Below are 24,558 nucleotides of genomic sequence, written 5' to 3'. Positions count from 1 at the left end.
TTACTGACGCACGACGGCCGGCGGTTGCCAGGTGCCGTCGGTGGCTTGAGGCTTCGGCGCATAAAGGCGCAGCACGAGTTGCAGATCGGCGCGCGGCGCCGGCAGCCAGTTGCCGCTCTTGCCGCGCGTCGACGAGACCGTGACATCAAGCGATCCATCGCGATTGCGGCGGGCGCCGTTGCGATCGCCGACTGCGATACGCGCCGGTGCGCTTTCGCCGAGCGCGCCGTCCTTCGTATAAGCGGTGATCGACCAGAAGCCGCGCACCGGCGGCAACTGATTCGGCGCGAAGTGAATCACGTAGCGATTCGCGCCGTTGAGCGTGTGACCGTCGCTGTCCTGAGTGACGACCGCGCGAACTTCATCGTCTTTCGTGCCGATGCCCGGCTGCGCGAAAGCGGCGTAAGCGCGCAGCGCATAGTCGGGGCCGTAGCTGCCCACGCCGTCGCCGAACCAGCTCCAGCCGTTGCCCGTCAGCAGATTGGACGGCGGCGTGACCACGCGCTCATGGCCGTCGGCAAGACCGGCTGCAATGGCGTCCGATGCACCCGGCAGCTTCACCGGCTGGCCCGGCGTCACGCCAAGGTCGGAGAGAAACTTGAGCGCGTGCGGATCGGCCGGCGTCGGCGGGTTGTCGGGCAGCGCCTGCGCGAGCCGGTTGAAGAAGCCGTTTGCGTCGAGCGCGGCGACCTGCGCGGCCGGCGTGCCGGATGCACCCGCGGCGCCAATGGCGCCGGTGGGCGCATCGGCATTACTGCGCGGCGGCGCAATCGACGCCGAGCGCGTGCTGCCCGCGTACACCGAAAGCGGCGCCACGCGAATCGCGCGCTGCAGTTTGCGAACCGCCGTCAGATCGCGCGTGCCGTTCGACTGGACGCGCACGCTCACCCATGCGTTGCGGGTCGGCACGTCGACGCGCTTGACGTTTTTCGGCAGATCGCCCTGCCAACCCGGTCCGACGAACGCGATGGCCTGCGCCTTGATGCCGTTCGCGCGCGTCGCGAACTGGTCGGCCGTAGACCACACCACGTTGGTCCACATATCGAGCACGCGGGCGTCCACATAGCGGCCGCGCGAGTCGGGCAGCGCGAGGATCACCGGCTCGCTGCCGACGTCGAGCCAGCCGGTGGAGTCCAGCGTGTCGAGGCTCGGCTGCATCGGATTGGCCGCGCCGATGGGCGGCAGCGCCTGCGCATGGCGCAGCGTATTGAGCGGCGCCTGGCCGGGCTCGGTGCCGACGGCCGCGTCGCGCGCCACCCCCATCAGCACCAGTGGATAGCCGAATACATAGGAATCGGCGACTTCGTCCTTGATCCAGCCGGTGGATTTTTGCGTCGTGGACGGCGTCGACGCGCAACCAGCCAAAAATGCGAGGCCTGCGAGCGATGCGCAGGTCCAGTAATTCGTAAACACTGCTCGGCGATTTTTTATCATTCGTTCAGAGGGCGGAACGTGCTGTCCTAAGGGAGACGCCGGCGTGAGGGCAACAGTGCTCGCGCGGTCTCCCAAAACCAGCGCAGCCAGTCCGCGTTGCATCGCCGACAACATCGCGTTGTATCGTATCCGCGCTCACCAGGCAAGCGCAAAGGCGTGAATCGCTGATTGCCGCAAAGCCCGGCGCGTGGCGAGACTGCGCTTGACCTTCCCATCATGGGAAGGTCAATACTAGGCTTCATCATGCGGCCGATGCCGCCACGAGCCTTCATCACCATGACCGAACTTGCCGCTGCTGCCCGTCCTGCCGACGCCGATCCGATCCACACCGCCGAGCTGGAAATCGGCGGAATGACCTGCGCGTCGTGCGCGATGCGCGTCGAAAAAGCGCTGGCGAAGGTGCCGGGCGTCGCCGGGGCGTCCGTCAATCTGGCGACCGAGACCGCGAGCGTCAATCTGATGAGCGATGCGGCGACCGGCGCGGCGGTCACTGCCGACGCGCTCATCGCCGCCGTCAAGAAAGCCGGCTACGAAGCCGCGTTAGTCGCGCCGCCGGACACCGCGCCGGAATCAGCCGATGCCGGCCCGTCCAGCGCTTCCGGCGCCGCCGCACCGTCCGCCGCCGAGCGCAAACGCAGCGAGGCACGCCGCGAACTCGCGGCCGTGCTCGTCTGCGCTCTGCTGACGCTGCCGCTCATCGTCCCGATGATCGCCGCATGGTTCGGCACAGAGGCGATGCTGCCGGTCTGGCTGCAGTTCGGCCTCGCGTCGGTCGTGCAGTTCGTGTTCGGCGCGCGCTTCTATCGCGCGGCCTACCGCGCGGTGCGCGCCGGCGCGGGCAACATGGACTTGCTGGTCGCGCTCGGCACGTCGGCGGCGTATGGCATCAGCGTTTATCAACTCGCGCGTCATCCAGACGACGCGATGCATCTGTACTTCGAAGCGTCGGCGGTCGTCATCACGCTCGTGCGCTTTGGCAAATGGCTCGAAGCGCGCGCGAAGCGCCAAACCACCGACGCGATCCGCGCGCTCCAGGCGCTGCGCCCCGAGCGCGCGCGCATTCGCGTTGGCGCGGGCGAGCGCGAAGTACCGCTCGCGCAAGTGACGGTCGGCAGCGTCGTGATCGTGCGGCCGGGCGAACGCGTTCCGGTCGACGGAGCGGTGCTCGAAGGCCGCACGCACATCGACGAATCGCTGATTACCGGCGAAAGCCTGCCCGTCGCCAAACAGACTGGCGACGCGGTGACCGCCGGCTCGATCAACGGCGAAGGCGCGATTGCCGTGACCACCACCGCGACCGGCGCGGAAACGACGCTCGCGCGGATCATTCGGCTTGTCGAAAGCGCGCAGGCCGAGAAGGCGCCGATCCAGCGGCTCGTCGACCGCGTCAGCGAAATCTTCGTGCCGGCGATTCTGGCGATTGCGGCGCTCACGCTGATCGGCTGGCTACTGGCGGGCGCCGGCGGCGAAACCGCGATCCTGAACGCGGTCGCGGTGCTGGTGATCGCCTGCCCGTGCGCGCTCGGCCTGGCGACGCCGGCCGCGATCATGGCCGGAACCGGCGTCGCGGCGCGGCACGGCGTGCTGATCAAGGACGCCGAGGCGCTCGAAACCGCGCATCGCGTGAATCTTGTCGCGTTCGACAAAACCGGCACGCTGACCATCGGGCAGCCTTCGGTGACGGCGTTCGAACCGGTCGGCGAGATCGCTCGCGATGAAGCGCTCGCGCTCGCGGCAGCCGTGCAGCGCCAAAGCGATCACCCGCTCGCGCGGGCCGTCGTCAGCGCGTATGAGGCGGCGAAATCCAGCGCGCACGCGCCGACCGCCAGCGACGCGCGCGCCGTGGCCGGCCGCGGCGTCGAAGCCGAAGTCGGCGGCCGCAAGCTCGCGCTCGGCAGCACGCGCTGGCTGGAAGAACTGGGCGTCGAACTCCCGCCGCAAGTCGCCGCGCGCGCCCGCGAACTCGAAGCGGCCGGCAATACCGTGTCCTGGCTCATGCAGCTCGATCCGTCGACGCCCGTCGCGCTCGCGCTGATGGCATTCGGCGACACAGTCAAGCCGACCGCGCGCGCGGCCGTCGCGCGGCTCGCGGCAATGGGCGTGAAAAGCGTGCTCGTGACCGGCGACAATCGCGGCAGCGCGGCGAGCGTCGCGCAAGCACTCGGCATCGACGAATTTCATGCGCATGTGCTGCCGGATGACAAGGCTCGCGTGATCCGCGATCTGAAAATCCGCAGCGCGGGCATCGTCGCGATGGCCGGCGACGGCATCAACGATGCGCCCGCGCTCGCCGCCGCCGACATCGGCATCGCGATGGCGACCGGCACCGACGTCGCGATGCACGCGGCCGGCATCACGCTCATGCGCGGCGACCCGGCGCTCGTGGCCGATGCAATCGACATTTCGCGCAAGACGTGGCGCAAGATCCAGCAAAACCTGTTCTGGGCATTCGTGTACAACCTGATCGGCATTCCGCTCGCCGCCTTCGGCTTGCTGAATCCGATGCTGGCCGGCGCGGCCATGGCGTTCTCGAGCGTGAGCGTGGTCACAAACGCGCTGTTGCTGCGCACGTGGACGACGAAGCGCTGACAGGCTGACGGGGTGTTCAGGCGCTGTCAGACGGTGCGTTGAGACGTGCAAACAGGCGCTTTGAAGCGCCGCAGTATTACGAAATGCTTCCAGTTCGCTAAAGGAAGCGTTATCGGCGGCCGTAAACCAGACACGATGCCGGCGGGTGCCTGCGCGCCCGCCGTGCATCGTTTGTCCTTCTTACTCCGCACACGTCCATGAAATCATTCTCTTTGCGCGGCGCCAGCGTCGGCGCGCGGCTCGCCGTACTTTCGTGCGTGCTGGTCGCGTTGATTTTCGCCTCGTTCACGTGGGCGCTCACGCGCAGCGCCGGCAAGCAGGTCAGCGACCAGGTGCTTGAACGCATCGCCGAAAAAGATCGCTCGATCGCCGCGATGATCAGCTTGTTCGACAAGGCGCTGTCCGCCGAAGTGGACCGCTCGACGTCGCTGTTCGCGAGCTTCCTGCCCAGCACCTACACGCTCGACGAAACGCAGAAGATCGACGTCAACGGCGTCGCCACGCCCACGTTCAAAGCCGGCGACAAGGTACTGAACATGGACTTCACTATCCCCGACCAGTTTCTCGAACGCAGCGGCGCGGTCGCCACGATCTTCGCGCGCACGGGCGACGACTTCGTGCGCGTGACGACCTCGCTGAAAAAACAGGACGGCTCGCGCGCAATCGGCACGCTGCTCGACCGCAACGGACCGGCGTATGCGCTCGTCGTCGCCAACAAGACCTATACCGGGCTCGCCGCGCTGTTCGGCAAGCGCTGGATCACGCAATACCGGCCGGTGACGGACGCGAGCGGCCGCGTGATCGGCGCGCTGTTTGTCGGCGTGAACGTCGATCCGGAAATCCAGCAGGTCCAGGACGGCATCCGCAAGCTGAAGATCGGCGACAGCGGCTATTACTTTGTGGTCAACGCGTCGAAGGGCGCGGACCGCGGCAAGCTGGTCGTGCATCCGGCCGCCGCCGGCCAGAACGCGGACAACGCGAACGCGCCGTATCAGCAAATGCTCGACATGAAGGAAGGCCGGCTGGAATACAGTTCCGCCGACGCCACGCTTGGCGAGCAAGGCGCGCGCGACAAATTCGTTTCGTTCATCACCGTGCCGGAATGGCAATGGCTCGTGGGCGGCGTCGCGCCGCGCGACGAAGTGATGGCCGAAGTCAACGCGACGCGCAATCACTTCCTGGTCGCCGGCTTCGTGCTGGTCGGCGTGTTCGCGGTCGTGTTCCTGTTCGCGGTGCGCCGCCTCGTCAGCCGGCCGCTCGACGAAGCCGTCAAGGCATCCGAGCGCTTTGCATCGGGCGATCTGAGCGTGCGCGTCGCCCAGGGCGCAAGCGGACGCGCCGACGAAATCGGCCGCCTGATGCGCTCGATCGACGGCATCGGCGAAGGTCTCGCGCGCATCGTTTCGCAGGTGCGCAGCGCGTCGACGGATATGTCGGAAGGCACCGAGAAGATCGCCACGGGTAGCGGCAACATCGCCTCGCGCATCGCGACGCAGGCCAGCAGCCTGGAAGAAACCGCGGCGAGCATGGAGCAGATCACGTCGACGGTGCAGCAGAACGCCGATCACGCATCGCAAGCGAATACGCTGGTGACCCGTGCGGCGGACGCGGCGCTCGAAGGCGGACGCGCGGTCGAACGCGTGGTGTCGACGATGGGCGACATCAGCCGCTCGTCGCAGAAGATCGCCGAGATCACGAGCGTGATCGAAGGCATCGCTTTCCAGACCAACATTCTTGCGCTTAACGCGGCCGTCGAGGCGGCGCGCGCTGGCGAGCACGGCAAGGGCTTCGCGGTCGTCGCCTCGGAAGTGCGGGCGCTCGCGCAGCGCAGCGCGGCTTCGGTGAAGGAGATCGAAGGTCTGATCGCCGAATCGACCGCGACCGTGCAAAGCGGTTTCCAGATTGCCGAGCAGGCCAGCTCGACGATGCAAGGCATCGTTCAGCAGGTCGGCCAGGTGCGCGCGATCATGGGCGAGATCAGCGTGGCGTCGCGCGAGCAGTCGGGCGGCATCGAGCAGGTCAATCTCGCCGTCACGCAGATCGGCGAAGCGACGCAGCAGAACGCGACCATTGTCGGGGAAGCGGAAGAGGCGGCTGCGGAATTGCGCGACCATGCGGCGCGTTTGGCGCAAGTGGTTAGCGTGTTTAAGCTTGAGAGTGGGCGGGATTGAGTGGGTTCGAGGCGCGGGTGCGGTTGGGATGAGGCGCGCTTGAAGGCGCGCTCGGGGCGGGACTGAGCCGCGCTCGAAGGCGCGGTCCAAGCGTGCTCCTGCTGTGCATTGCTCGGGCTGTATGTTCTCGGGCTGCGAGCGCGTCGCCTCTGCAGAGGCCTGCTGTTACGCGGTCGGCCGGAACATCTCGAACATGTTGCCAATCTCCGCGTAATCCGCGCGATAGCCGGCGCGCATGATGGGTTGCGCGGCGTGCGTATCGAACAATCCATCCTTCAGATAAGCCTCGTTGATGTGCACGCCGACCACCTGCCCGAGCGACAGGTAGTTGTCCATCGGCTTGCCGTCGAGAGTATGCAGCCGCACGACCTGCAGCAGCTTGCATTCGAGCGCGGCCGGCGATTCCGCGACGTGCGGCACCTGCACGTTACGCCCCGGCGCAGGCGTGAGCCCCGCGAGCTCGAATTCATCGACATGCGGCGCAACCGGCGCGGACGAACGGTTCATCTGCTCGGCGAGCGGTTTGGTCGCGAGATTCCAGACGAATTCTCCGGTGGCTTCAATGTTGGAAACACTGTCTTTGCGCCCCTCGCTGCAAAAACCGATGATCGGCGGAAAAGTCGCGAACGCGCCGAAAAAGCTGTACGGCGCCAGATTCAGCGTGCCGTCGGTGTCGCGAGAAGAAATCCATCCGATCAGACGCGGCGCGACGATCGCCTTGAACGGATCGTGCGGAAGGTTGTGGCCGGCGGCAGGGTCGTAGAAGTAGTGGGACATGGGCGTGGCGCGTGTTGGAAGGATGATGGGTAGTTATAGCGCAGAGTCGGGCGGGCGGTGCGGCGCACGTTTAACAGGTTTTAGCTTGTAATTTGCGAATACAGGCTTAAGCCTGTATTTGCGATTTATATGCCTTAAGTCAGCGGCACCGCCGTAACCCTACCCCCGCCCGATCACCCGCTTGCGCCCTTCCTTCACCTGCGCGAGATGCGCTTCGTCCCAGTCATAAAACCCGGCACCGCTGCGCACGCCGACGCGCCCCGCGTCCACCTGCTGACGCAGCAGATCGAGCACGTCTTCGTCTTTCGCGAGCTCGGGCATCAGATGCGTGGATATATCGAGGAAAGTGTCCAGCCCGCCCATGTCTGCCGCCTCCAGCGGACCGACGATTCCCCAGCGGCGCCCGAGCGACGCCTTCATGACGCGGTCGACCACATCCGGCGTCGCCGCGCCCGAGCGCACGATGTTCAGCGCCTCGCGCAATACCGCGAACTGCAGACGGTTGCCGACGAATCCGGGAATCGCCTTCGTCAGAACCACCGGCTCCATGCCGATCGCGCTCATCAATTCCGCGGTCTTTGCGGTGACGTCCGGCGCAGTCGCGCTTCCCGGCACCACTTCGACGAGCGGAATCATGTGCGGCGGATTCCAGAAATGCGCGATGACAAAGCGCTCTTTTGCGCGCAACGGCGTGACCAATTGATCCGGCGGGAAGCCGCTTGTGTTGCTGGCGAGAATGGCGCCGTCGGCGAGAAGCGTCGACAGCTTTTCGTATAGGCGGTGCTTCAGTTCCAGCACTTCTGGAATCGCTTCGATGACGAAATCGGCGGAACGCATTACGTCCAGCGCGGCATGCGTCTCGATATGCGCGAGCGCCGCCTGCTTCGCCTCCGGCCCGATGCGGCCGGCGTCGATCAATTCGTCCAGCACCGCTTCGGCTTTCGGCACGACGCTCCCGAGACGAGCCGCGTCGACGTCATGGACGACCGTCCGGTGTCCGTGCAACGCGCTTTGCGTCGCGATGCCGACGCCCATCAACCCGGTGCCCACTACGCCTATCACTGCTTTCGCTGCCTTGCTCACGCCGCTACCTCGCTGACAATCCATAAAGCGTTAAAGCATAGCGCAGCCCGAGCATGCGTCATGCCGAACGCGACAAAGCCGGCCTTCCTCGCGGAAGAGCCGGCTTTGCCAGTTCGCGCCGTTTCAGGCGGCGCGACGGTTCATGCGCGAATTAGTAGCGCGCAGGCGGACGGTGCTCGTCGCGGCCGTGGTGACGCGGATCATAGTCGTGCGGGTGATGACGCATCCACTCGTCGTGCTGCCAATAGCGATGGCCGTCGTAATAACGATCGCCGTGCCAGCCGATGTCGATCGACACGCCGACCGGCATCATATGCGGCTGACCATAAACGACCGGCGCCGGGCCGTGTTCGACGATGACGCGTTCCTGAGCGGACGCGCCGCCGGCTGCCAGCATGGCGCCGCCGGCCAGCAATGCCGCGACGATAGTCCGCGATGTCTTGTTGAAGGCTTTCATGGTTCTCTCCCGTAAAGTTCGGATCAAGCCGGCGCCGCGCTGCATTGGCCCGGGTTTTGGGGCCTGCACACGACGCCGTGCGCTTGAAAACCACTTTAACGACGCAAACCGCATGAAGACGTGAGCACTTGTAAGCGCACATTTCAAAGATAGGGACGGATGGCGTTAGCGCCTTCTCGGCTGAGACCTGCGGGCAATAAGGCTCTCGGGGCCGAGCGCGCGCTTTGCGCGGCGCAATCACGTCAGCCGCCGTTACATTCATTTCGGCGGGGAAATATAAGACGGCAGCGAACCCGCTGAAGCGGCGCGCCAGGCCCCGAATAAACAAAAGCCACGGCACGCTTTCGCGGGCAGTGGCTTGAAATGATGCGCGCGCACTCGAGGTGCGCACCCGGCGCTTTAACGCGCGCGGGCCGAACAGCTTGCTATTAGTCGGTCAGCTTGATGCCGAACAGCGTGGCTTGCGCCTTGCGCTGACGCTCGGCTTCGCGGGCGCGTGCCGCATACGAATAGTCTGCGTCCAGCGGCAGATGGGGCGACGCAAAGAGGTCGCTGACCTTTTGAAACAGTGCAAAGATGAAGCTCATGGCGACTCCCGGTTGATTGCTGCATTTGCTAGGGTTTTCCCTTAAAAAGAATTATAGGGTTTTCCCTAGTCGAAAGCTAGTGCGGCGCAGCAATAAATGGGTGGTGCGACGCCTGGCCGCATGGACGGGCATATTGCGTTGCAACATTACAACGTCCCTTTTTGCGAGCCTTCCGTTTGTCGCCGTCAGCGCTTATTGCAGCGTCGTCGGCCCGGCTTTCGGGCTGGCCGCCCGCCGCTTCGCCGGCCCGCTTTTGCGCGGGTTGACGGCGGCGGCGTCGACGGAGCCTTCCGCCGACGGGTCAGCCGCCACCAGCGTCGCGCTGTTGACGGACACGATCAGCCCCGGCAGCGTGCGCGTCGGCTGGTCTTGCGGCTTGACGGCGGCGCCGGTGGCCGAGAACTCGACGTTCAAGGCCCAATGTCCGTCGTGTATGCCCTGATCGCGCAGAAGCGCGGCGATCAGGTCGTCGATGGAATATTTGTGTTCGCTCGTCGGCATGTGGCTAGGGTCGAATGAGGCGCCCGCGTGTCCGATTCGGCTTCGCGGCAGCATGCAGAGTGTAGAGCGCGCGATCGCGATTGCGGCGGACAGCGGGCGGCGTCCGCCTTACGGCGTCTATCCGGGCGAGGCGGTGGAAATCGCGGCGCGGCTGGCATTGCGCCGGCGCGGCGGGGACTCGCGGACGATCAGCGCGTGGCGGTCTTCGGCTTGTGCGCGTGTTGAGTACGGATGGCGCGCTTGCCGTTCGCTGTCGGCGTCGTGGTGGCTTGCTGCGGTGCTGCGGCGGCCGCGGCGCCCGCCGTCGGCATCACGGCCGGGGAAGCGGCCTTCGCAGCGGCTGCATTGGCCATCGCCAATTGGGTGTCGAGCAGACTGGCCATCGCGGCCTGCTGGTTCTGCATCATCTCTTCGACGCGATGCTGCTGCGCCGTCGTCTCGCGCGTCAGGCGCATGAGAAGCAGCGTTTGCGTGATGCCGATCGCGACCGTCATCAGCAGCGCGCCGACCACGATCGACAGCATCCATTTCATGCGGCGCGAGTGGTCGGTTGCCGCGCGGCGCTGGTCGGCGATCACGCCGTACAACGCATCGACGGTGTCCGCGAAGGCGGTTGCACGGGCGCGGTCGAGTTCGGGCGCGGTGGGCGCGGTGGGCGCGGCGGGCGCGGCGGCGGCGGGTTCGGCGCGTTGGGCTTCTGTCGCTGCTGTCGCGGTTGACGTTGCGCCGCGCGCCGACGTCAGTGCAGTGGCGGTGCGTTTAGTCTCTGGCGCTTCGGTGGCCACGGTCGCAGTCGGTGTCGTATCGCGCGCCGAGGTGGGCGCGGTGACTGTGCGTTTAGTGTCGAGTGCTTCTTTCGCTGCAGTTGCGGTTGACGTTGTATCGTGCGCCGACGCGGCCGCGGTGCCGATGCGTTTGGTTTCCGGCGCTTCTATGCCTGCGGTTGCAGTTGCCGTTGCGTCGCGCGCTGATCCAATCGCCGATGGCTTCGTCTCGTCCGCAAATGAGCTCGCAAATCTGTCCGTCGACGCGGCCGTCCGACGCGCTTGCGCGTCCGCCGCCCTGGACGACGCCACGCCTGCGGCCAACCCAAGCCCAGACTCCAGCGCTACAGCCGCTCCGCCGCGCGGGCTCGCTGCAGTCGCATCCGCCAAGCCAGGCAGCGCCGCTTCCGTTCGCTCGGTCGAAGCCAACCGCTGCCCGGATTTGGCGTTCCCCTGTCTTGCGCCGTCACCAGCCGCCGAGTCCACACTCACGCCGCCAGGCTCCACGGCCTGACGCAGCGCGGTCACGCTGCGCGCGACGGTCGCGGCCGCCATGGCCGGCGTAAGCGCCGAAGTGGCCAGCTTATCGCCGTCAGCCGAATCCACAGCCGACGATTCGCGCGCCGCATCCGACGCAACGGCCGCCGGCGGCTCGATCTCCAGCCCAGTCAATTGCGCGCTCACCGCCTCAGATTCGTCACTCTTCCCGCCGCGACCTGTCCGCCGCGCCGCCTTACCACCATCCATCGACGCACCCTCAGCCGACGCATCCAAAGCGCCCACCGCCGCGAGCACCACATCGGGCAATTCGAAGCCATGCAGCGTGCCCTGGCGGATGTCGATATTCATCGCTTCCAGCGTCGCGCGGGTGGGGTCGTCGGGGAACAGGTCGAGCGTGCTGTCGTCGCGCGCGACGTCGCTCAGTTGCGCGAGACGTTGCGCCGAGCGCGCGGCGCGCGCCAGCTTCTTTTCGGTTTCGGTTGGGACGGTGGCCTGGCGACGCTTCTTCGAAGCGGCGCGCTCAGGCCGGGACTGCTTGGTTACTGCGGAATCTGCCATAGAGAAGAAAGCGGCCGTCGCCGGGGAGCGGGCGCCGGCACCGCTCGTCAAATGCCATTGGAATTTTTCGAGACCGCATTGTCGCATGGCGCCCACCGCCGCCGAAGCCATTCGCCGACGATTTTCGCTTAACCCGACGCGTCGTCCTGACGGAACTCCCTCACGCCCTGCAACTGACGCAAGCGCGTGCAAATCGCCTCGTATTCGACACTCGACACGCGATGCAGCGTGATCATCACCTCGTCGCATTCGGGTGTTTCGTCGCTCTGCTGCATCACGAATTGCTTCACGCGCGGGCTCGCCGCGCCCAGCTCGTCGTGCAGCGAGTGAAACGTGAGAGTGCCGCGCTCGACGAGCATCGTCACCTGGCGCCGCTGCTTCACGGTGATGAAGCGCCGCTCAAGCGGCTTGATGCCCGCGAGGATGATCAGAATGATGACGGTCGCCGCAATCGACGCCGTGTAGAGCCCGCCGCCGACCGCAAGACCGATCGCGGCGACCGACCAGAGGCTGGCCGCCGTCGTCAGCCCGCGCACGATTTCGCCGCGCAGCAGAATCGAGCCCGCGCCGAGAAAGCCGATTCCGGAGACGACCTGGGCCGCCATCCGCGAAGGGTCGAGCACGACGTGTTCGCCGGTGAGCACCTCGGCGAAACCATAGGCCGACACGATCATGATCAGCGCCGAGCCCACGCACACGAGCATGTGCGTGCGCAAGCCCGCGGCCCACGACAGACGCTCCCGCTCGAAGCCTATGACGCTGCCGAGCGCCGCGGCCAGCACCAGACGGGAGATGAGATCAAAGTTGCCGAGCATCGTCTTCTCTCCTTCTTGAAGTTATTAAGCCTTTTCGCTGCCGATTTTGGGTGCCGGCTCGCATCCGTTTGCATTATGCTAAGCCGCGTGCCGTTGCTGGTTCCGCCGCTCCTGCTGCACCTGCCGCTTTTGTCGTACCCGCGAGGCAGGCCGCACGCCGCAGCCGCGCTGCCGCCGAACCCGGCCCGCTCTCACGGGCGCCTTGAAACCCGCGCTTGAATTTGATTATGCCCAGCACCCACTCTGACGCCGCCTCGACGATCGCGCTCGCCGCCGGCCTGCGCGACCACTTCAACGGCGTCATCCTGCCCATGTGGCGCGGGCCCGGTTTCAACCCCGCGCTCAGGTTGCCGTACGAGGCGCTCGTCGGGGAAGACCACGGTCCGGCGCCCGTCGAGCGTTACCGGGCAATGGCGTGCGCGCGTCAACTGTTCGTGTTCTCGCAGGCCGGCGATGCGGCCCACGCGCAGGTCCTGTTCGATTCGCTCACGCGCACTTTTCAGGACACGGAACACGGCGGTTGGTTCTACAGCGTGGACGCGCAGGGCGCACCGCTCGACACCGTCAAAGACCTGTACACGCATGCGTTCGTCGTCTTTGCGTGCGCGGAATATGGCCGCCGCTCGGGCAATCGCGACGCGCTCGAGATCGTGCATTCAACGTCGGCGCTGATCCAATCGCGCTTTACCGCCGAAGACGATCTCTTCAACGCCGCGCTCACCGCCGACTTCGCGAACGTGACCGGCACGCCGATCCAGAATCCGTTGATGCATTTGACCGAAGCGTGGCTCGCCGCCCGCGAGGCCACGCGCGACAACGCTTTCGACGCCGCGCTGCGGCGCCTCGCCAGCGCCGTCGCTCGTCACTTCGTGCATGCGCCGTCGGGCTGCATCGCCGAATTGCCGGTCGGCGCGCCGGACAATCGCCTCGAGCCAGGCCATCAGTTCGAATGGTTCTGGCTGGTCACGCAGGCACGCGAACTGTTCGACGGCTCCGGGCTTGCGGAAGCGTTGCCGCGCGCGTTCGCCTTCGCGCAACGTCATGGCGTGGATCAGGAAACCGGCGGCGTGTATGCGTCGCTGAATGAAGACGGACAAGTCAAAGACCCGATCCAGCGCATCTGGGCGCAGACGGAATATCTGCGCGCGCTTGCGAGCCACGACGATGCCGCCGTACGCGCGGCGCTGCCGCGGCAAATCGAACTGTTCCAGCAGCGCTTCCTGCGGCCGCAAGGCTGGTTCGAATGCAAAACCTCGGCCGGTGAAGTCGCGCGCGCCGACATGCCGTCGACTACCCCCTATCACCTCGCCACCGCTTTCGACGCGTTACCGGCCTGAAGCGCCGAAAATTCCGGGGCGGGAACGGCCGGGGCAACCCTTAATACCAAGGGTTTACCCTGGTTCTAGTAATGCGTTTTTTGCGCCGTTGACACCGGAAAAACCCCCAAACCTGGGAATACCCGAATACTGGTTGATTGGCGTCCGTCATAAAGACGTGATACAACTCGTACTTCGCGCTCGATCTCGGGTTGAGAAGTAGCGGTCGCGAATGCAATACACAACATTTACTGGATTAAAAATGGCAACAGGTACTGTGAAGTGGTTTAACGATGCAAAGGGCTTTGGTTTCATTACGCCGGACGACGGCGGCGAAGACCTGTTCGCGCACTTTTCGGAAGTTCAAGGCAGCGGCTTTAAGTCCCTGCAAGAAAACCAAAAGGTGTCGTTCGAAGTGAAGCAAGGCCCGAAGGGCAAGCAAGCTGCGAACATCACGCCGGCCTAAGTACCCACGGTACTTTGAGCTTTGCGTAGGCGCTTGCGCCTGACAAAAAAATGGCCCGCTTTTGCGGGCCATTTTCTTTTTGCGGCTGCCTGATTTTTACGCGCAGACGATTTAAATTGCGCGCATTCGCGACAACGCAAATTGCGCAGATTGGACCGGCATTGCGTCGAACTGTTGTGTCCGCAACACAGCTTCAGAAATTTCGAAGACGGAAACCGCCTCCTTCAATTGCTGCGTCTGTTGATGCAGCGAAGCCGCCGCTGCCGCCGCCTCTTCCACGAGCGCCGCGTTCTGCTGCGTCATCTCGTCCATCTGAACCACGGCCTGATTCACCTGCTCGATGCCCGTGCTTTGTTCGAGCGACGACGCGCTGATTTCCGCCATCATCTGCGTGACGCGGGAAATGGACGCCGACACGTTGCTCATCGCCTCGCCGGCGTGCTCGACCAGCGCGGAACCGCCCTGGATTTCGGCAACCGACTCGCTGATCAGCGTCTTGATCTCCTTCGCCGATTGCGCGCTGCGCTGCGCGAGCCCGCGCACTTCGCCGGCCACGACCGCGAAGCCGCGGCCCTGCTCGCCCGCGCGCGCCGCCTCGACGGCCGCATTCAGCGCGAGGATATTGGTCTGGAACGCAATGCCGTCAATCACCGAAATGATCTCGGCAATCTTGTCCGAGCTTTGCGCGATGCCGCGCATCTTGTCGACCACCTTGTCGACCACTTCACTGCCGCGCGAGGTGGCCTCCAAAGCGGTCTCGGCGAGCGCATTGGCCTGACGCGCGTGGTCGGCATTCTGACGCACGGTGGCGGTCAGTTCCTCCATGCTCGATGCCGTTTCTTCCAGCGATGCCGCCTGGTTCTCCGTGCGTGCAGACAAATCGGCGTTGCCGGTCGCGATTTCATCGGCGCCAAGGTGAATCGAATCGGCGGATTCGCGCACGGTCTGCACAGTGCGAGCGACGCTTGCTTGCATCTTCGCCAGGCCCGAGAACAGCCGGCCGATTTCATTCGTGCCGCGCGCGGCGATCGGCTGATCGAGGCGCCCTTGAGCGATGCGTTCGAAGTGACGGCCGGCTTCCTCGAGCGGCGCGACCACGCCACGGCGCAACGCCAGATGCACGGCGAACGTTCCGGCGACCAGCGCCAGCAAAATCACAATACTGACGACGCGGAAAGTCGCCATGCGCGTGTCGATCGAATCCAGCGACGCGCGGCTCGCGGCGTTACCGAACTGCGTGAAGTTATGGAGCTCGGTCAGATAGGCATCCTGGAACGACTGCGTCGGCTGATCGAGAAAAGCCTGAATGTTGTTCGCGTCGAGAAACTGCGCGAGCTCGCTGAGCGCGCCATGCAGCTTCTTGTAGCGCTCGGCGAGCGCCGCCGCGCGCGCGCCGTTTTCGTCGCTGGTTTTCGGCGCGCTCGAGAACGCGTTGAACGACCGCTCGGCGGCCGTGAGCTGCTCGCGGGCATGCTGGACGATGTCCGTCGGCTCCGCGCCGCCGCGCACCATCCGCGTACCGGCGCGCGACAGGTTGATACGCGCGTCCATCAGATGCTGCGTCGTTTCGTTGACGGCGTCGACCTGCTTCAACGCGATATTCGCGAGGTCGCCAACGTCGTGATGAGTGCGCGTCAACGACCAGAAACCCAACCCCACCGTGACAAGCTGGAAAACGCAGAACGCGGCCAGGACACATAACAGGCCGGATGCGACCTTGATCTTGCTGAACATCGTGAACACCTGAAGGCAAAGAATAACGGGAGCTACGTCAGGGTTAACGGCAGCATCGAAGCTGGCTGAAGATCAAATTCGTCAAAGTTCGCCTTACGGTGCGTTTACGTCGGCCATCGTCTGAATTTCTGTCGACCGACACAAGCATGCCGCGCGGATATTTCCGATTCACCTTGACGGCGTGCGTCGGCGCTTCCTAGAGTGGGTAGGGACCGACGAGCGCACCCTCGTGCGCAATGCCACCGCGGGCCTTCCTCGAAGGAAACACAATGACTGACCTACTCGACCGGGCGCGCGGCGCATTGCACGCCCAGCCGTTCAGCATGCTGTTAGGCGCCGAGCTGATGTACACGGGCACCGGCGAACTCGCGCTGAGCCTGCCGATCCGCGACGAGCTGCGGCAGCAGCACGGCTTCGTGCATGGCGGCGTGATCAGCTATCTCGCCGACAACGCGCTCACGTTTGCCGGTGCGCTCTCGCTCGGGCCGAAGGTCGTGACGGGGGAATATAAGATCAACTATCTGCGTCCGGCCGTGAACGGGACGCTGATTGCGAGGGCGCAAGTGGTGTATGCAGGCCGCCATCAGGCGACCTGCCAGTGCAACATCTTCGTGATGGACGGCAACCGCGAGAAACTCGTGGCGGTGGCGCAAGGCACGATCAACCGGATCGGTGAGAACGGCGACCACGAACCGGCGAATTGAAGTTGCAGGCGCGAAGCTCATGCGCCGCGCGCCCCGCGCCCCGCGTCGGCCGCGAGCGTTTTACTCCGCCGCGTAGGTCTTCTGCGTTTGCTCGCCAAGACCTTCGATGCCGAGGCGAATCGTCTGCCCCGGCTTCAGATACACCGGGTTCGGCTTCACGCCCATGCCCACTCCAGGCGGCGTGCCAGTGGAAATGACGTCGCCCGGTTGCAGGCTCATGCACTGCGACACGTACGAAACCAGCTTGGCGACGCCGAACACCATCGTCTTCGTGTTGCCGTTCTGATAGCGGTGACCGTCCACTTCGAGCCACAGGCCCAGGTTCTGCGGATCGGCGACTTCGTCGCGCGTGACCATCCACGGGCCGATGGGGCCAAACGTGTCGAAGCCCTTGCCCTTGTCCCACGTGCCGCCGCGTTCGATCTGCCATTCGCGTTCCGACACGTCGTTGATCACGCAATAGCCGGCGACGTAGTCGAGCGCATTCGCTTCGTCCACGTACTTCGCGGGCTTGCCGATCACCACGCCGAGCTCCACTTCCCAATCGGTTTTCTTCGAGCCGCGCGGAATTTCCACGTCGTCGTTGGGACCGGAAATCGCGCTCGTCCACTTGTTGAAGATCACCGGTTCGGCGGGCACGGGCAGATTCGATTCAGCCGCGTGATCCGCGTAATTCAAGCCGATGCAGATGAATTTGCCGATCTTGCCGACGCACGGACCAATGCGCGGATTGCCTTCGACCAAGGGCAGCGAGGCCGCGTCGACTGCACGCAGTTTGGCGAGGTTTGCGTCGGTCAACGCCGCGCCGTCGATGTCGGCAACCACGCCGGACAGATCGCGAATCTTGCCTTGCGCGTCGAGCAAGCCCGGCTTTTCCTGGCCTTTCGGCCCGTAACGAAGCAGTTTCATCGTTGCACTTTCCTCTGGGTTTCAGTGGTGTTCAGTTGGTACGTCAACGCGCGCCGGCTCAGGCAGGCGCGCATGAATCAGTTCGACCAGCCGCCGTCGATCACATGCGCATGGCCAGTCGTGAACGCCGACTCGTCCGACGCGAGATACAGCGCCAGCGCGGCGATCTCTTCCGGCTTGCCGATGCGGCCCATCGGCTGACGCGCGACGAACGCGGCCTGCACGGCTTCGAGCGTCGCGCCTTGCGCCGCGGCCTGCGTGGCGATTCGCTGTTCGAGCGACGGCGACGACACCGTGCCCGGGCAAATCGCGTTACAGCGTACACCACGCGTGATGAAGTCCGCGGCGACCGATTTGGTCAGCCCGACCACCGCCGCCTTCGACGCGCTGTACGCGAAGCGATTCGGCACGCCCTTCACGCTCGACGCCGCCGACGACATATTGATGATCGAGCCGCCGCCACGCTCCAGCATGCCGGGCAGGAATGCGCGGATCATCCGGTACATCGCCTTCGCGTTCAGGTCGAACGCGAAGTCCCAATCTTCCTCGCTGCATTCGAGGATCGAGCCCGCATGCACGAAGCCCGCGCAGTTGAACAGCACGTCGATCGGACCGATTTCGGCGGCCAATGCCTTGATCGCCTCGCCGTCGAGCACGTCGAGCTTGCGCGCCTCGACCGGTTTGCCGGCGAGGCCGTCGATGCGAATGTCCGTGGCGATCACACGCGCGCCTTCGCGTGCGAACATTTCCGCGGTCGCGAGCCCGATGCCTTGTCCCGCTGCGGTAATCAATGCTGTCTTGCCGGCCAGTCTTTGCGTCATCTACGACTCCAGTTGAATGGGCTTAACCTGTGTTGGTCCGTTTGCTTGGGTCACATCACAGTCGATAAAACGCTGCGGCGTTGCCGCCGAAAATCGCTTCGCGCTCGCTGTCGGCAAGCGACGCAAGCAGCGTGTTCGCCACCGAATGCCACAGCAGATAATCGCCGTTGAGTTCGAGCACCGGCCAGTCGCTGCCCCACATCAGCCGCGCGGGACCGAACGTGGTCAGCAGATGCTCGACGTAGGGCCGCAGCGTGTCTTCGGTCCAGCCTGGCGACGCCTCGGTCGCGAGTCCGGACAGCTTGCAGTGCACGCCTGGCAACGCGGCGAGCCGCGTAATTGCATCGGCCCAGGTCTGCCAGCCCGCCTGACCGTAGCGGATCGGCGGCTTCGCGCCGTGGTCGACCACGATGCGCAGCGCCGGAAAGCGTCGCGCGAAGGTTTCAACGTGTTCGACGTGCCGCGCGTAGATCAGCGCGTCGAACGCGAGGTCGTGTGCGATCAGCGCGTCGATGGCCGGTGCGAGATCGGGATTCGCGATCCAGGTGTCGTCGGGCAGATCCTGCAGCATCGGGCGCACGCCCTTGAACTTGGGCTCGTCCGCGAGCGCGCCGATCAGAGCCGGCGCGGTGGGCAGCAGCAGCGGCACCCAGCCGACCACGCCGGCAATCGACGGCTCGTTGCGCGCGATGTCCAGCAAATAACGCGTTTCGTCGATGGTCGGCGCCGCCTGCACGACCACCGTTTTCTCGATGCCGGTTTGCTCCCGCAACGGCGCAAGATCCGCCGGGCCGAACGGCCTGTACAGAATCTCGAGTTCCGGCGTGAGCCATTCGTAATCGCCGCGGGCGGGGTCCCAATAGTGCTGGTGGGCATCGATACGCATGTTCTGTTCAGTCCTCTGGCGCGGGCGCGCGGGCGTCGAGCAGGCCCTCGTCGCGCAAGGCGGACCACAAGGCCGCCGGGATGGGCAACTCGAACGACGCCGCGTTCTCGCGCAGTTCTTCGGCACTGCGCGCGCCGGTCAGCACGGTGGCGACCGCCGGATGCGCATACGGAAACTGCAAGGCCGCGGCGGCGAGCGGCACGCCGTGCGCGCGGCACACCGCTTCGAGCCGCGCAACGCGCTCGATCACTTCGCGCGGCGCCTCGCCGTAGTTGAATTTCAGATCGCCTTCGACACCGCGCGCCAGAATGCCCGAGTTGAAAGCGCCGCCCAACAGGATGCTGACGCCGCGCTGTTCGCACGCCGGCAGGAGGTCGTCGAGCGTCGTCTGTTCGAGGAGCGTATAACGGCCCGCAAGCAGCGCGCAATCGATATCGAACTCGGCCATCGCGTCGAGAATCACGGCGCTTTCGTTCACGCCGAGTCCTACGGCCTTCACCGCGCCGGCCGAGCGCAGTTCGTCGAGCGCCCGAAAGCCGCCGCCTTCGGTCAGTTGCCGCCAGTAATGCGGATTGTTGTCGCCGTGCGTGACGCGGCCAATGTCGTGCACCAGCAAAATGTCGATGTCGACGATGCCGAGCCGCTGCTGGCTGTCTTCGAACGAACGCAGAATACCGTCGTGCGTGTAGTCGTAAATCGCCTCGAAGGGCAGCGGGTTCTGCCAGCCTTCCTTGCCGTCGTAGGGCGTCGTGCGCGGCACGAAGCGGCGGCCTACCTTGGTCGACAGCGCATACTCGCCACGCGGATAGCGGCGCAATGCGTCGCCCAGACGATGCTCCGCCTTGGTGTGCCCGTAATGCGGCGCGGTGTCGAAATAACGCACGCCGGCGTCCCACGCGGCCGCGATGGTCGCGTGCGCTTCTTCATCCGACAGGTCGCGATAGAGGCCGCCAAGCGGCGCGCTGCCGAGGCTCAAGCCGGTTAATTCCAGCGCGCTACGCCCGACGCGGCGGCGCTGCCGAACCTTCGAACCGATCGTTGCGGTCATGTACCCGTCTCCATCCTGGTCACACTCTGTCGAATGAGCTTTTTATCACACCGCGAGCCGACGCTCAGTGCGGTTCTTCACTGCGGTTCTTCGTTGCCTTATTGCGTTGCGTTACTGCGGCTCGACCGCAACAACACGACGCGGCGCCGCCACGCTCGACGGCAGGCACGCGGGCCCGACCGGCTCGAACGTCTTGTACGTCAAAATGAATTCCTGATGGCCCAGCATTTCCGATTTCGACGCCGCGCCTTGCGACACCGCCACGGTCTGCTCGAACACCTCACGGCCCACTTCGTCGAGCGTGCCGCGCCCTTCCAGAATGCGGCCTGCGTCGACGTCCATGTCGCCGGACAGATTGCGATACGTGGCGGGATTCGCGCACACCTTGATGACCGGCGAGATCGCCGAGCCCACCACCGAACCGCGTCCGGTCGTGAACAGAATCACATGCGCGCCGCACGCAATCAGTTCGCCGATTTCCGCATTGTCGCTGATGTTCGGAAAGCCGAAACGCGGCTCGCCGTCCGGCACCACGTCGAGCAGATACAGGCCGCCGGTCGGCGGAATATCGCCCGGCTTGACGATGCCCGCGATCGGCGACGCGCCGCTTTTCGCATACGCGCCGAGCGACTTTTCTTCCTGCGTGGTGAGGCCGCCGTCAGCGTTGCCGACCGCGAAACTGCCGTGGCCGAGAATCGAGTAATAGCGCGCCGCCTTGGCCACACACTCGACGATCGCATCGCCGAGTTCGGGCCGCGCCGCACGCGTCTTCATATGAAACTCGCAGCCCACGAGTTCGCCGGTTTCCTCGAAGATGCAGGTCGCGCCCGCGTCGATCAGATGATCGAACGCGCGGCCCACGGCCGGATTCGCGGTGATGCCGCTGGTGCCGTCGGAGCCGCCGCAAATCGTGCCGACCACGAGTTCGCTCAGTGCCATCGGCACCTTCTGCTGCGCGGCGAGCTGCTCGCGCGCGCCGCGAACCCAGTCCACGCCATACTGAATCGTGCTGCGCGTGCCGCCTTTCTCCTGGATGGTCAGCACTTCGACGGGACGGCCGCTCGCGCGCACGACATCGACGAGGTAGTGCTTGTTCATGCTCTCACACCCGAGCGAGACGAACAGCACCGCGCCGACGTTCGGATGCGTGGTCAGCCGCTCGAGCATTTTCTCCGCGTAGCCGTTTGGATAGCAGCCGGGAAAGCCGATCAGATGAACCGGCGCTTCATGCGCCGCGCCGGCCTCGCCGAACGCGTCGAGCGGCTCGCGAAACTGCGTGACGATCTCGCGCGCCACATGATGCGCGCACTCGACCAGATACGCGACCGCAACCACGTTGCGGATGCCCTTGCGGCCGTCGCTGCGCAGATAGCCTTGCAGCGTCGGCTGTTGCGCAGAGGCGCTTGCTACGGATGTCTCAGTCATGTTCGTTCCAGCGCGGCGCAAGGCCGCCTCGTGATGCGCAAATCAGTGGTGGACGAATTGATGACCCGCGTCGTGCGTGTACGTCGGCAGGTAATCGCTTTCGAGGTTGTGCGTATGCAGATGCTCGCCGCGCGGCACCGCTTCGGTGACGTGGCCGATCACGGCGCCGTAGCGCAGCACCTTGTCGTCTTTCGCCAGATCGCGGCGCGCCACCTTGTGCCCGAGTTCGATGGTCCGCGACAGCGTGACGCTTTCGCCTTCGATCTGCACCTGCGTGCCGGCGTCGAGACGCGCCGCCGCGATCAGGCAGTTGTCGTCCGGACTGAGCAGGATCAGTCGCGGATCGGTTTCTTGTTGGCGGCTCGTCAAATGAGTTCTCCGTCAGGCCGTTGAATGAGCGTTGTGTTAGTTCTGGCCTTCGCCGCTCGCGAGGCGCGCCACCATCAGCGAGCCGAGGATGATCGCGCCGTAGATCGCCTGAATCCAGAACGACGGCACTTGCGCGAGCGTCAGCAGGTTTTGCACGACGCCGAGCAGCAGCACGCCGGAGAGCGCGCCGATCATCGTGCCCTTGCCGCCGTCGAGCGAAATGCCGCCGATCACCGCCGCCGCGAACACCGTGAAGATCATGCCGTTGCCCTGGTTCGCATTGATCGCGCCGACATAGCCGGTCACGATCAGGCCGCCAAGCGAAGCCAGCATGCTGCCGAGAATGAACACGCCCCACGTGATGCGCTCGACGCGAATGCCCGCCGCGCGCGCCGCTTCCGGATTGCCGCCGATCGCATAGAGCGCGCGGCCGAGCCGGTGATAGCGCAGCATGAAGGCGGCGATCGCGAACGCCACCGCGGCGAGCCACACCGACAACGGCAAGCCCAGCACGATGGTGGTCGCGAGCGAGAAGAACGACGGCGGCATGTCGAACAGCGTGCCGCCCTTGGTCGCGCCGACGAGCATGCCGCGCAGCACGATCAGCATGGCCAGCGTGACGATGAACGCGTTCAGCCGCAAACGCACCACCAGAAAACCGTTGATCGCGCCGACTACTGCGCCGACCGCGAGAATCGCCAGCAAGCCGGCCGCGGCGGGCCATTGCGTGCCGAATCCGGCCGAGGCGGCCGGCATCACGAGCATCGCGCCCACGGCCGGCGCAATGCCGACCGTCGATTCCAGCGACAAATCGAATTTGCCCGTCAGCACGATCAGCGATTCGGCGAGCACGACAAGCGCGAGCGCCGCCGACGCGCCGAGCACGCTGATCAGATTCGCACGCGTGAGAAAGCTCGGGCTCACGAACGCGCCGATCACGATCAGCAGCACGAGCGCCGGCAACAGCGCGAGTTCACGCAAGCGGGCAAATTGCGAGCGTCCGCGTTTGCCGCGCAAAGCCGATGCAGATGCGGATGCGGACGCTTGCGCGTGGACCTGGGCCTGCGCCGCGCCGAACGCGGGACTGGGCACACTATTCTTCATGGAGACTTACTCCTTCAACGGATGCAATCAGATCCTGGTCCTGCCAGCCCGCGGGAAATTCCGCGGCGATACGGCCACGGAACATGACGAGAACACGGTCACAGGTGCGCAGATCGTCGAGTTCGCCGGACACGACCAGCACGGCCTTGCCTTCTTCGCGCACGCGATCCACGACGGAGAGCAGCGCTTCTTTCGATTTCACGTCGACGCCCGCCGTGGGGTCGATCAGCACCAGCACGTTGGGATTGGTGGCGAGTGCGCGCGCCATCACGACCTTCTGCTGATTGCCGCCCGATAGGCCGGATACGACGTGCTCCGGTCCCTGAGCGACGATGCCGAGCGCGTCGATCATCTTCTGGCCGAACGCGTTTTTCTTTGCGGGCGTCGCGATGCCGAACTTGCCGAAGAGCCGCGCGATCGTCATCGACGCGTTTTCCGCGATCGATTGCGTCAACACGAGCCCTTCGTGATGGCGGTCTTTCGGCACGCAGCCGATGCCGTGCGCGAGCGCCGCGGGCACATCGCCGGGCGGCAGGCTCACGCCGTCCACGCTGATCGTGCCGCGCTTCGCCGCGCGCAAGCCGGCAATCGCTTCGGCTACGCTTGTGCGGCCGCTGCTCGTCGCGCCGGTCAAGCCGACGACTTCGCCGCGCTTGACGGCGAACGACACGTCTTCGTAGTCCGCGCCGCTGAGCCGGTCGACTTGCAGCGCAATCGCGGTGTCGGCGCGCAACGGCTCGCGCGCCGCCGCGTCAGCGACCAGAAGGCCGCCGCGTTCGCCCGTCATCGCTTCGATCAACTGTTCGCGCGGCAACGCGGAAACCGGCGCGCTGACGATATGCCGCGCGTCGCGCAACACCGTGACCGCCTGGCAAATCTCGTACACCTCCTGCAGATGGTGCGAGATGAACAGGAAGGTCACGCCTTCGCGCTGCAATTCCTCGATACGCCGGAAGAGCCGCTTGATTTCGTCGCCGTCGAGCTGCGCAGTGGGTTCGTCGAGGATGATGAAGCGCGCGCCGTACGACAACGCCCGCGCGATCTCGACGAGTTGCCGCGCCTCGACGCTCAGGTCGCCGGCGCGCGCGTCTTCACGCACGTCGATCTTCCAGTGGTCGAGCAAGGCGCGCGCGTCGCGGCGCATGGTTCGCCAGTCGATCACGCCGCCTCGCGACGGCTGCCGGTTGATGAACAGATTTTCCGCGACGGACAGGTCGCGAATGATCGTCGAATGCTGATACACGCAGGCCACGCGCTCGCGCCATGCATCGCGGTCGGCGAGGGGCGGCGCGGGCTCGCCGTTAAAGCGCACGTCGCCGGTATCGGGTTTGCGCAAGCCGGTCAGGATCGACACGAGCGTCGACTTGCCCGCGCCGTTGCGCCCGACGAGCGCATGCGACTCGCCGGGCATCACGCGAATGCTCACGTCGTTCAGCGCCGCCGTCGAGCCGTAGCGTTTGGTGACCGACAATGCTTCGACCACCGAAGCAATTCGCATGGATGAAGCGCGCTCGCTGATGTCGCCGCTCATGTCGCCGC

At 65.3% G+C, this 24,558-nt stretch carries 22 protein-coding genes; 5 read left to right on the top strand and 17 right to left on the bottom strand.

The genetic code is table 11. The features are described 5' to 3' along the window. A complete protein-coding gene (locus P0D87_RS28415; protein WP_053859724.1) occupies positions 1–1,434 on the bottom strand; it encodes a DUF1254 domain-containing protein in 1,434 nt (477 codons plus the stop codon). A gap of 276 nt (positions 1,435–1,710) precedes the next feature. Between P0D87_RS28415 and P0D87_RS28410 the strand changes: the two genes are divergently transcribed. Both P0D87_RS28410 and P0D87_RS28405 read left to right on the top strand, forming a co-directional pair. Beyond that, positions 1,711–4,023: a heavy metal translocating P-type ATPase gene (locus tag P0D87_RS28410; RefSeq protein ID WP_321175878.1), complete on the top strand. Its 2,313-nt coding sequence runs from the start codon at positions 1,711–1,713 to the stop codon at positions 4,021–4,023. Between the two features lie 197 nt (positions 4,024–4,220). Continuing rightward, positions 4,221–6,194 (top strand): methyl-accepting chemotaxis protein, encoded by a 1,974-nt coding sequence (locus P0D87_RS28405; protein ID WP_053859726.1) that lies wholly within the window; start codon positions 4,221–4,223, stop codon positions 6,192–6,194. A 165-nt stretch (positions 6,195–6,359) separates the two neighbouring features. Here P0D87_RS28405 and P0D87_RS28400 read toward each other — a convergent pair whose 3' ends face one another. The 7 genes from P0D87_RS28400 to P0D87_RS28370 all read right to left on the bottom strand — a co-directional run bounded on the left by P0D87_RS28400 (position 6,360) and on the right by P0D87_RS28370 (position 12,237). After that, positions 6,360–6,971 carry a flavin reductase family protein gene (locus tag P0D87_RS28400; RefSeq protein ID WP_006047536.1) on the bottom strand — a complete coding sequence of 204 codons (612 nt, stop codon included), beginning with the start codon at positions 6,969–6,971 and terminating at the stop codon, positions 6,360–6,362. 159 nt (positions 6,972–7,130) lie between these two features. Beyond that, positions 7,131–8,078 carry a 3-hydroxyacyl-CoA dehydrogenase family protein gene (locus tag P0D87_RS28395; RefSeq protein ID WP_082367134.1) on the bottom strand — a complete coding sequence of 316 codons (948 nt, stop codon included), beginning with the start codon at positions 8,076–8,078 and terminating at the stop codon, positions 7,131–7,133. Positions 8,079–8,205: 127 nt separating this feature from the next. Continuing rightward, a complete protein-coding gene (locus tag P0D87_RS28390; RefSeq protein ID WP_006047534.1) occupies positions 8,206–8,511 on the bottom strand; it encodes a hypothetical protein in 306 nt (101 codons plus the stop codon). A gap of 428 nt (positions 8,512–8,939) precedes the next feature. Continuing rightward, complete coding sequence (locus P0D87_RS28385; protein WP_167450680.1) at positions 8,940–9,098, bottom strand: hypothetical protein; 159 nt, start codon at positions 9,096–9,098, stop codon at positions 8,940–8,942. A gap of 192 nt (positions 9,099–9,290) precedes the next feature. Further along, on the bottom strand, positions 9,291–9,599 hold the full coding sequence (locus tag P0D87_RS28380; RefSeq protein ID WP_053859728.1) for a hypothetical protein: 309 nt from the start codon (positions 9,597–9,599) through the stop codon (positions 9,291–9,293). A gap of 188 nt (positions 9,600–9,787) precedes the next feature. Then, positions 9,788–11,422, bottom strand: a complete 1,635-nt coding sequence (locus P0D87_RS28375) for a hypothetical protein (RefSeq protein ID WP_053860781.1) — start codon at positions 11,420–11,422, stop codon at positions 9,788–9,790. A 128-nt stretch (positions 11,423–11,550) separates the two neighbouring features. Beyond that, on the bottom strand, positions 11,551–12,237 hold the full coding sequence (locus tag P0D87_RS28370) for an MgtC/SapB family protein (protein ID WP_006047530.1): 687 nt from the start codon (positions 12,235–12,237) through the stop codon (positions 11,551–11,553). A gap of 227 nt (positions 12,238–12,464) precedes the next feature. Here P0D87_RS28370 and P0D87_RS28365 point away from each other — a divergent pair, with 227 nt between their 5' ends. After that, complete coding sequence (locus P0D87_RS28365; RefSeq protein ID WP_053859730.1) at positions 12,465–13,574, top strand: AGE family epimerase/isomerase; 1,110 nt, start codon at positions 12,465–12,467, stop codon at positions 13,572–13,574. A 241-nt stretch (positions 13,575–13,815) separates the two neighbouring features. Then, a complete protein-coding gene (locus tag P0D87_RS28360; protein ID WP_006047528.1) occupies positions 13,816–14,019 on the top strand; it encodes a cold-shock protein in 204 nt (67 codons plus the stop codon). A gap of 111 nt (positions 14,020–14,130) precedes the next feature. On the opposite strand, the gene P0D87_RS28355 is transcribed toward P0D87_RS28360, so the two are convergent. Beyond that, positions 14,131–15,753: a methyl-accepting chemotaxis protein gene (locus tag P0D87_RS28355; protein ID WP_053860782.1), complete on the bottom strand. Its 1,623-nt coding sequence runs from the start codon at positions 15,751–15,753 to the stop codon at positions 14,131–14,133. A 269-nt stretch (positions 15,754–16,022) separates the two neighbouring features. On the opposite strand from P0D87_RS28355, the gene P0D87_RS28350 reads away from it, so the two are divergent. Then, positions 16,023–16,457: a PaaI family thioesterase gene (locus P0D87_RS28350; protein ID WP_053859731.1), complete on the top strand. Its 435-nt coding sequence runs from the start codon at positions 16,023–16,025 to the stop codon at positions 16,455–16,457. Positions 16,458–16,517: 60 nt separating this feature from the next. Here the strand turns inward: P0D87_RS28350 and P0D87_RS28345 are convergent, their stop codons facing one another. The 8 genes from P0D87_RS28345 to P0D87_RS28310 all read right to left on the bottom strand — a co-directional run bounded on the left by P0D87_RS28345 (position 16,518) and on the right by P0D87_RS28310 (position 24,550). After that, positions 16,518–17,366, bottom strand: a complete 849-nt coding sequence (locus tag P0D87_RS28345) for an ureidoglycolate lyase (protein WP_006047525.1) — start codon at positions 17,364–17,366, stop codon at positions 16,518–16,520. 77 nt (positions 17,367–17,443) lie between these two features. Further along, positions 17,444–18,187, bottom strand: a complete 744-nt coding sequence (locus P0D87_RS28340; protein ID WP_029967366.1) for an SDR family oxidoreductase — start codon at positions 18,185–18,187, stop codon at positions 17,444–17,446. Positions 18,188–18,242: 55 nt separating this feature from the next. Continuing rightward, entirely contained in the window at positions 18,243–19,073 is an 831-nt protein-coding gene (locus P0D87_RS28335) for an amidohydrolase family protein (RefSeq protein WP_053859732.1), read from the bottom strand. A 7-nt stretch (positions 19,074–19,080) separates the two neighbouring features. Next, positions 19,081–20,121: an aldo/keto reductase gene (locus P0D87_RS28330; protein ID WP_053859733.1), complete on the bottom strand. Its 1,041-nt coding sequence runs from the start codon at positions 20,119–20,121 to the stop codon at positions 19,081–19,083. Positions 20,122–20,232: 111 nt separating this feature from the next. Continuing rightward, complete coding sequence (locus P0D87_RS28325) at positions 20,233–21,546, bottom strand: UxaA family hydrolase (protein WP_006047521.1); 1,314 nt, start codon at positions 21,544–21,546, stop codon at positions 20,233–20,235. Positions 21,547–21,588: 42 nt separating this feature from the next. Continuing rightward, positions 21,589–21,915, bottom strand: coding sequence for a UxaA family hydrolase (locus tag P0D87_RS28320; RefSeq protein ID WP_006047520.1), 327 nt, complete (start codon positions 21,913–21,915; stop codon positions 21,589–21,591). A gap of 36 nt (positions 21,916–21,951) precedes the next feature. Further along, positions 21,952–23,019, bottom strand: a complete 1,068-nt coding sequence (locus tag P0D87_RS28315; RefSeq protein WP_053859734.1) for an ABC transporter permease — start codon at positions 23,017–23,019, stop codon at positions 21,952–21,954. Continuing rightward, a complete protein-coding gene (locus tag P0D87_RS28310; protein ID WP_053860783.1) occupies positions 23,009–24,550 on the bottom strand; it encodes a sugar ABC transporter ATP-binding protein in 1,542 nt (513 codons plus the stop codon). Before P0D87_RS28310 ends, P0D87_RS28315 begins: the two co-directional genes overlap by 11 nt. Positions 24,551–24,558 lie beyond the last annotated feature (8 nt).

Source organism: Paraburkholderia sp. RL17-368-BIF-A (assembly GCF_046054045.1).
Taxonomy (GTDB): domain Bacteria; phylum Pseudomonadota; class Gammaproteobacteria; order Burkholderiales; family Burkholderiaceae; genus Paraburkholderia; species Paraburkholderia graminis.
The sequence above is the reverse complement of the archived record's forward strand: the minus strand, read 5'-3'. Positions and strand labels throughout refer to the sequence as shown.

What these genes read in the sequence shown, in the direction of transcription:
- P0D87_RS28415 (WP_053859724.1), bottom strand. Translation starts at nt 1,434, where the DNA reads ATGATAAAAAATCGCCGAGCAGTGTTTACGAATTACTGGACCTGCGCA.
- P0D87_RS28410 (WP_321175878.1), top strand. Translation starts at nt 1,711, where the DNA reads ATGACCGAACTTGCCGCTGCTGCCCGTCCTGCCGACGCCGATCCGATC.
- P0D87_RS28405 (WP_053859726.1), top strand. Translation starts at nt 4,221, where the DNA reads ATGAAATCATTCTCTTTGCGCGGCGCCAGCGTCGGCGCGCGGCTCGCC.
- P0D87_RS28400 (WP_006047536.1), bottom strand. Translation starts at nt 6,971, where the DNA reads ATGTCCCACTACTTCTACGACCCTGCCGCCGGCCACAACCTTCCGCAC.
- P0D87_RS28395 (WP_082367134.1), bottom strand. Translation starts at nt 8,078, where the DNA reads ATGGATTGTCAGCGAGGTAGCGGCGTGAGCAAGGCAGCGAAAGCAGTG.
- P0D87_RS28390 (WP_006047534.1), bottom strand. Translation starts at nt 8,511, where the DNA reads ATGAAAGCCTTCAACAAGACATCGCGGACTATCGTCGCGGCATTGCTG.
- P0D87_RS28385 (WP_167450680.1), bottom strand. Translation starts at nt 9,098, where the DNA reads ATGAGCTTCATCTTTGCACTGTTTCAAAAGGTCAGCGACCTCTTTGCG.
- P0D87_RS28380 (WP_053859728.1), bottom strand. Translation starts at nt 9,599, where the DNA reads ATGCCGACGAGCGAACACAAATATTCCATCGACGACCTGATCGCCGCG.
- P0D87_RS28375 (WP_053860781.1), bottom strand. Translation starts at nt 11,422, where the DNA reads ATGGCAGATTCCGCAGTAACCAAGCAGTCCCGGCCTGAGCGCGCCGCT.
- P0D87_RS28370 (WP_006047530.1), bottom strand. Translation starts at nt 12,237, where the DNA reads ATGCTCGGCAACTTTGATCTCATCTCCCGTCTGGTGCTGGCCGCGGCG.
- P0D87_RS28365 (WP_053859730.1), top strand. Translation starts at nt 12,465, where the DNA reads ATGCCCAGCACCCACTCTGACGCCGCCTCGACGATCGCGCTCGCCGCC.
- P0D87_RS28360 (WP_006047528.1), top strand. Translation starts at nt 13,816, where the DNA reads ATGGCAACAGGTACTGTGAAGTGGTTTAACGATGCAAAGGGCTTTGGT.
- P0D87_RS28355 (WP_053860782.1), bottom strand. Translation starts at nt 15,753, where the DNA reads ATGTTCAGCAAGATCAAGGTCGCATCCGGCCTGTTATGTGTCCTGGCC.
- P0D87_RS28350 (WP_053859731.1), top strand. Translation starts at nt 16,023, where the DNA reads ATGACTGACCTACTCGACCGGGCGCGCGGCGCATTGCACGCCCAGCCG.
- P0D87_RS28345 (WP_006047525.1), bottom strand. Translation starts at nt 17,366, where the DNA reads ATGAAACTGCTTCGTTACGGGCCGAAAGGCCAGGAAAAGCCGGGCTTG.
- P0D87_RS28340 (WP_029967366.1), bottom strand. Translation starts at nt 18,187, where the DNA reads ATGACGCAAAGACTGGCCGGCAAGACAGCATTGATTACCGCAGCGGGA.
- P0D87_RS28335 (WP_053859732.1), bottom strand. Translation starts at nt 19,073, where the DNA reads ATGCGTATCGATGCCCACCAGCACTATTGGGACCCCGCCCGCGGCGAT.
- P0D87_RS28330 (WP_053859733.1), bottom strand. Translation starts at nt 20,121, where the DNA reads ATGACCGCAACGATCGGTTCGAAGGTTCGGCAGCGCCGCCGCGTCGGG.
- P0D87_RS28325 (WP_006047521.1), bottom strand. Translation starts at nt 21,546, where the DNA reads ATGACTGAGACATCCGTAGCAAGCGCCTCTGCGCAACAGCCGACGCTG.
- P0D87_RS28315 (WP_053859734.1), bottom strand. Translation starts at nt 23,019, where the DNA reads ATGAAGAATAGTGTGCCCAGTCCCGCGTTCGGCGCGGCGCAGGCCCAG.
- P0D87_RS28310 (WP_053860783.1), bottom strand. Translation starts at nt 24,550, where the DNA reads ATGAGCGGCGACATCAGCGAGCGCGCTTCATCCATGCGAATTGCTTCG.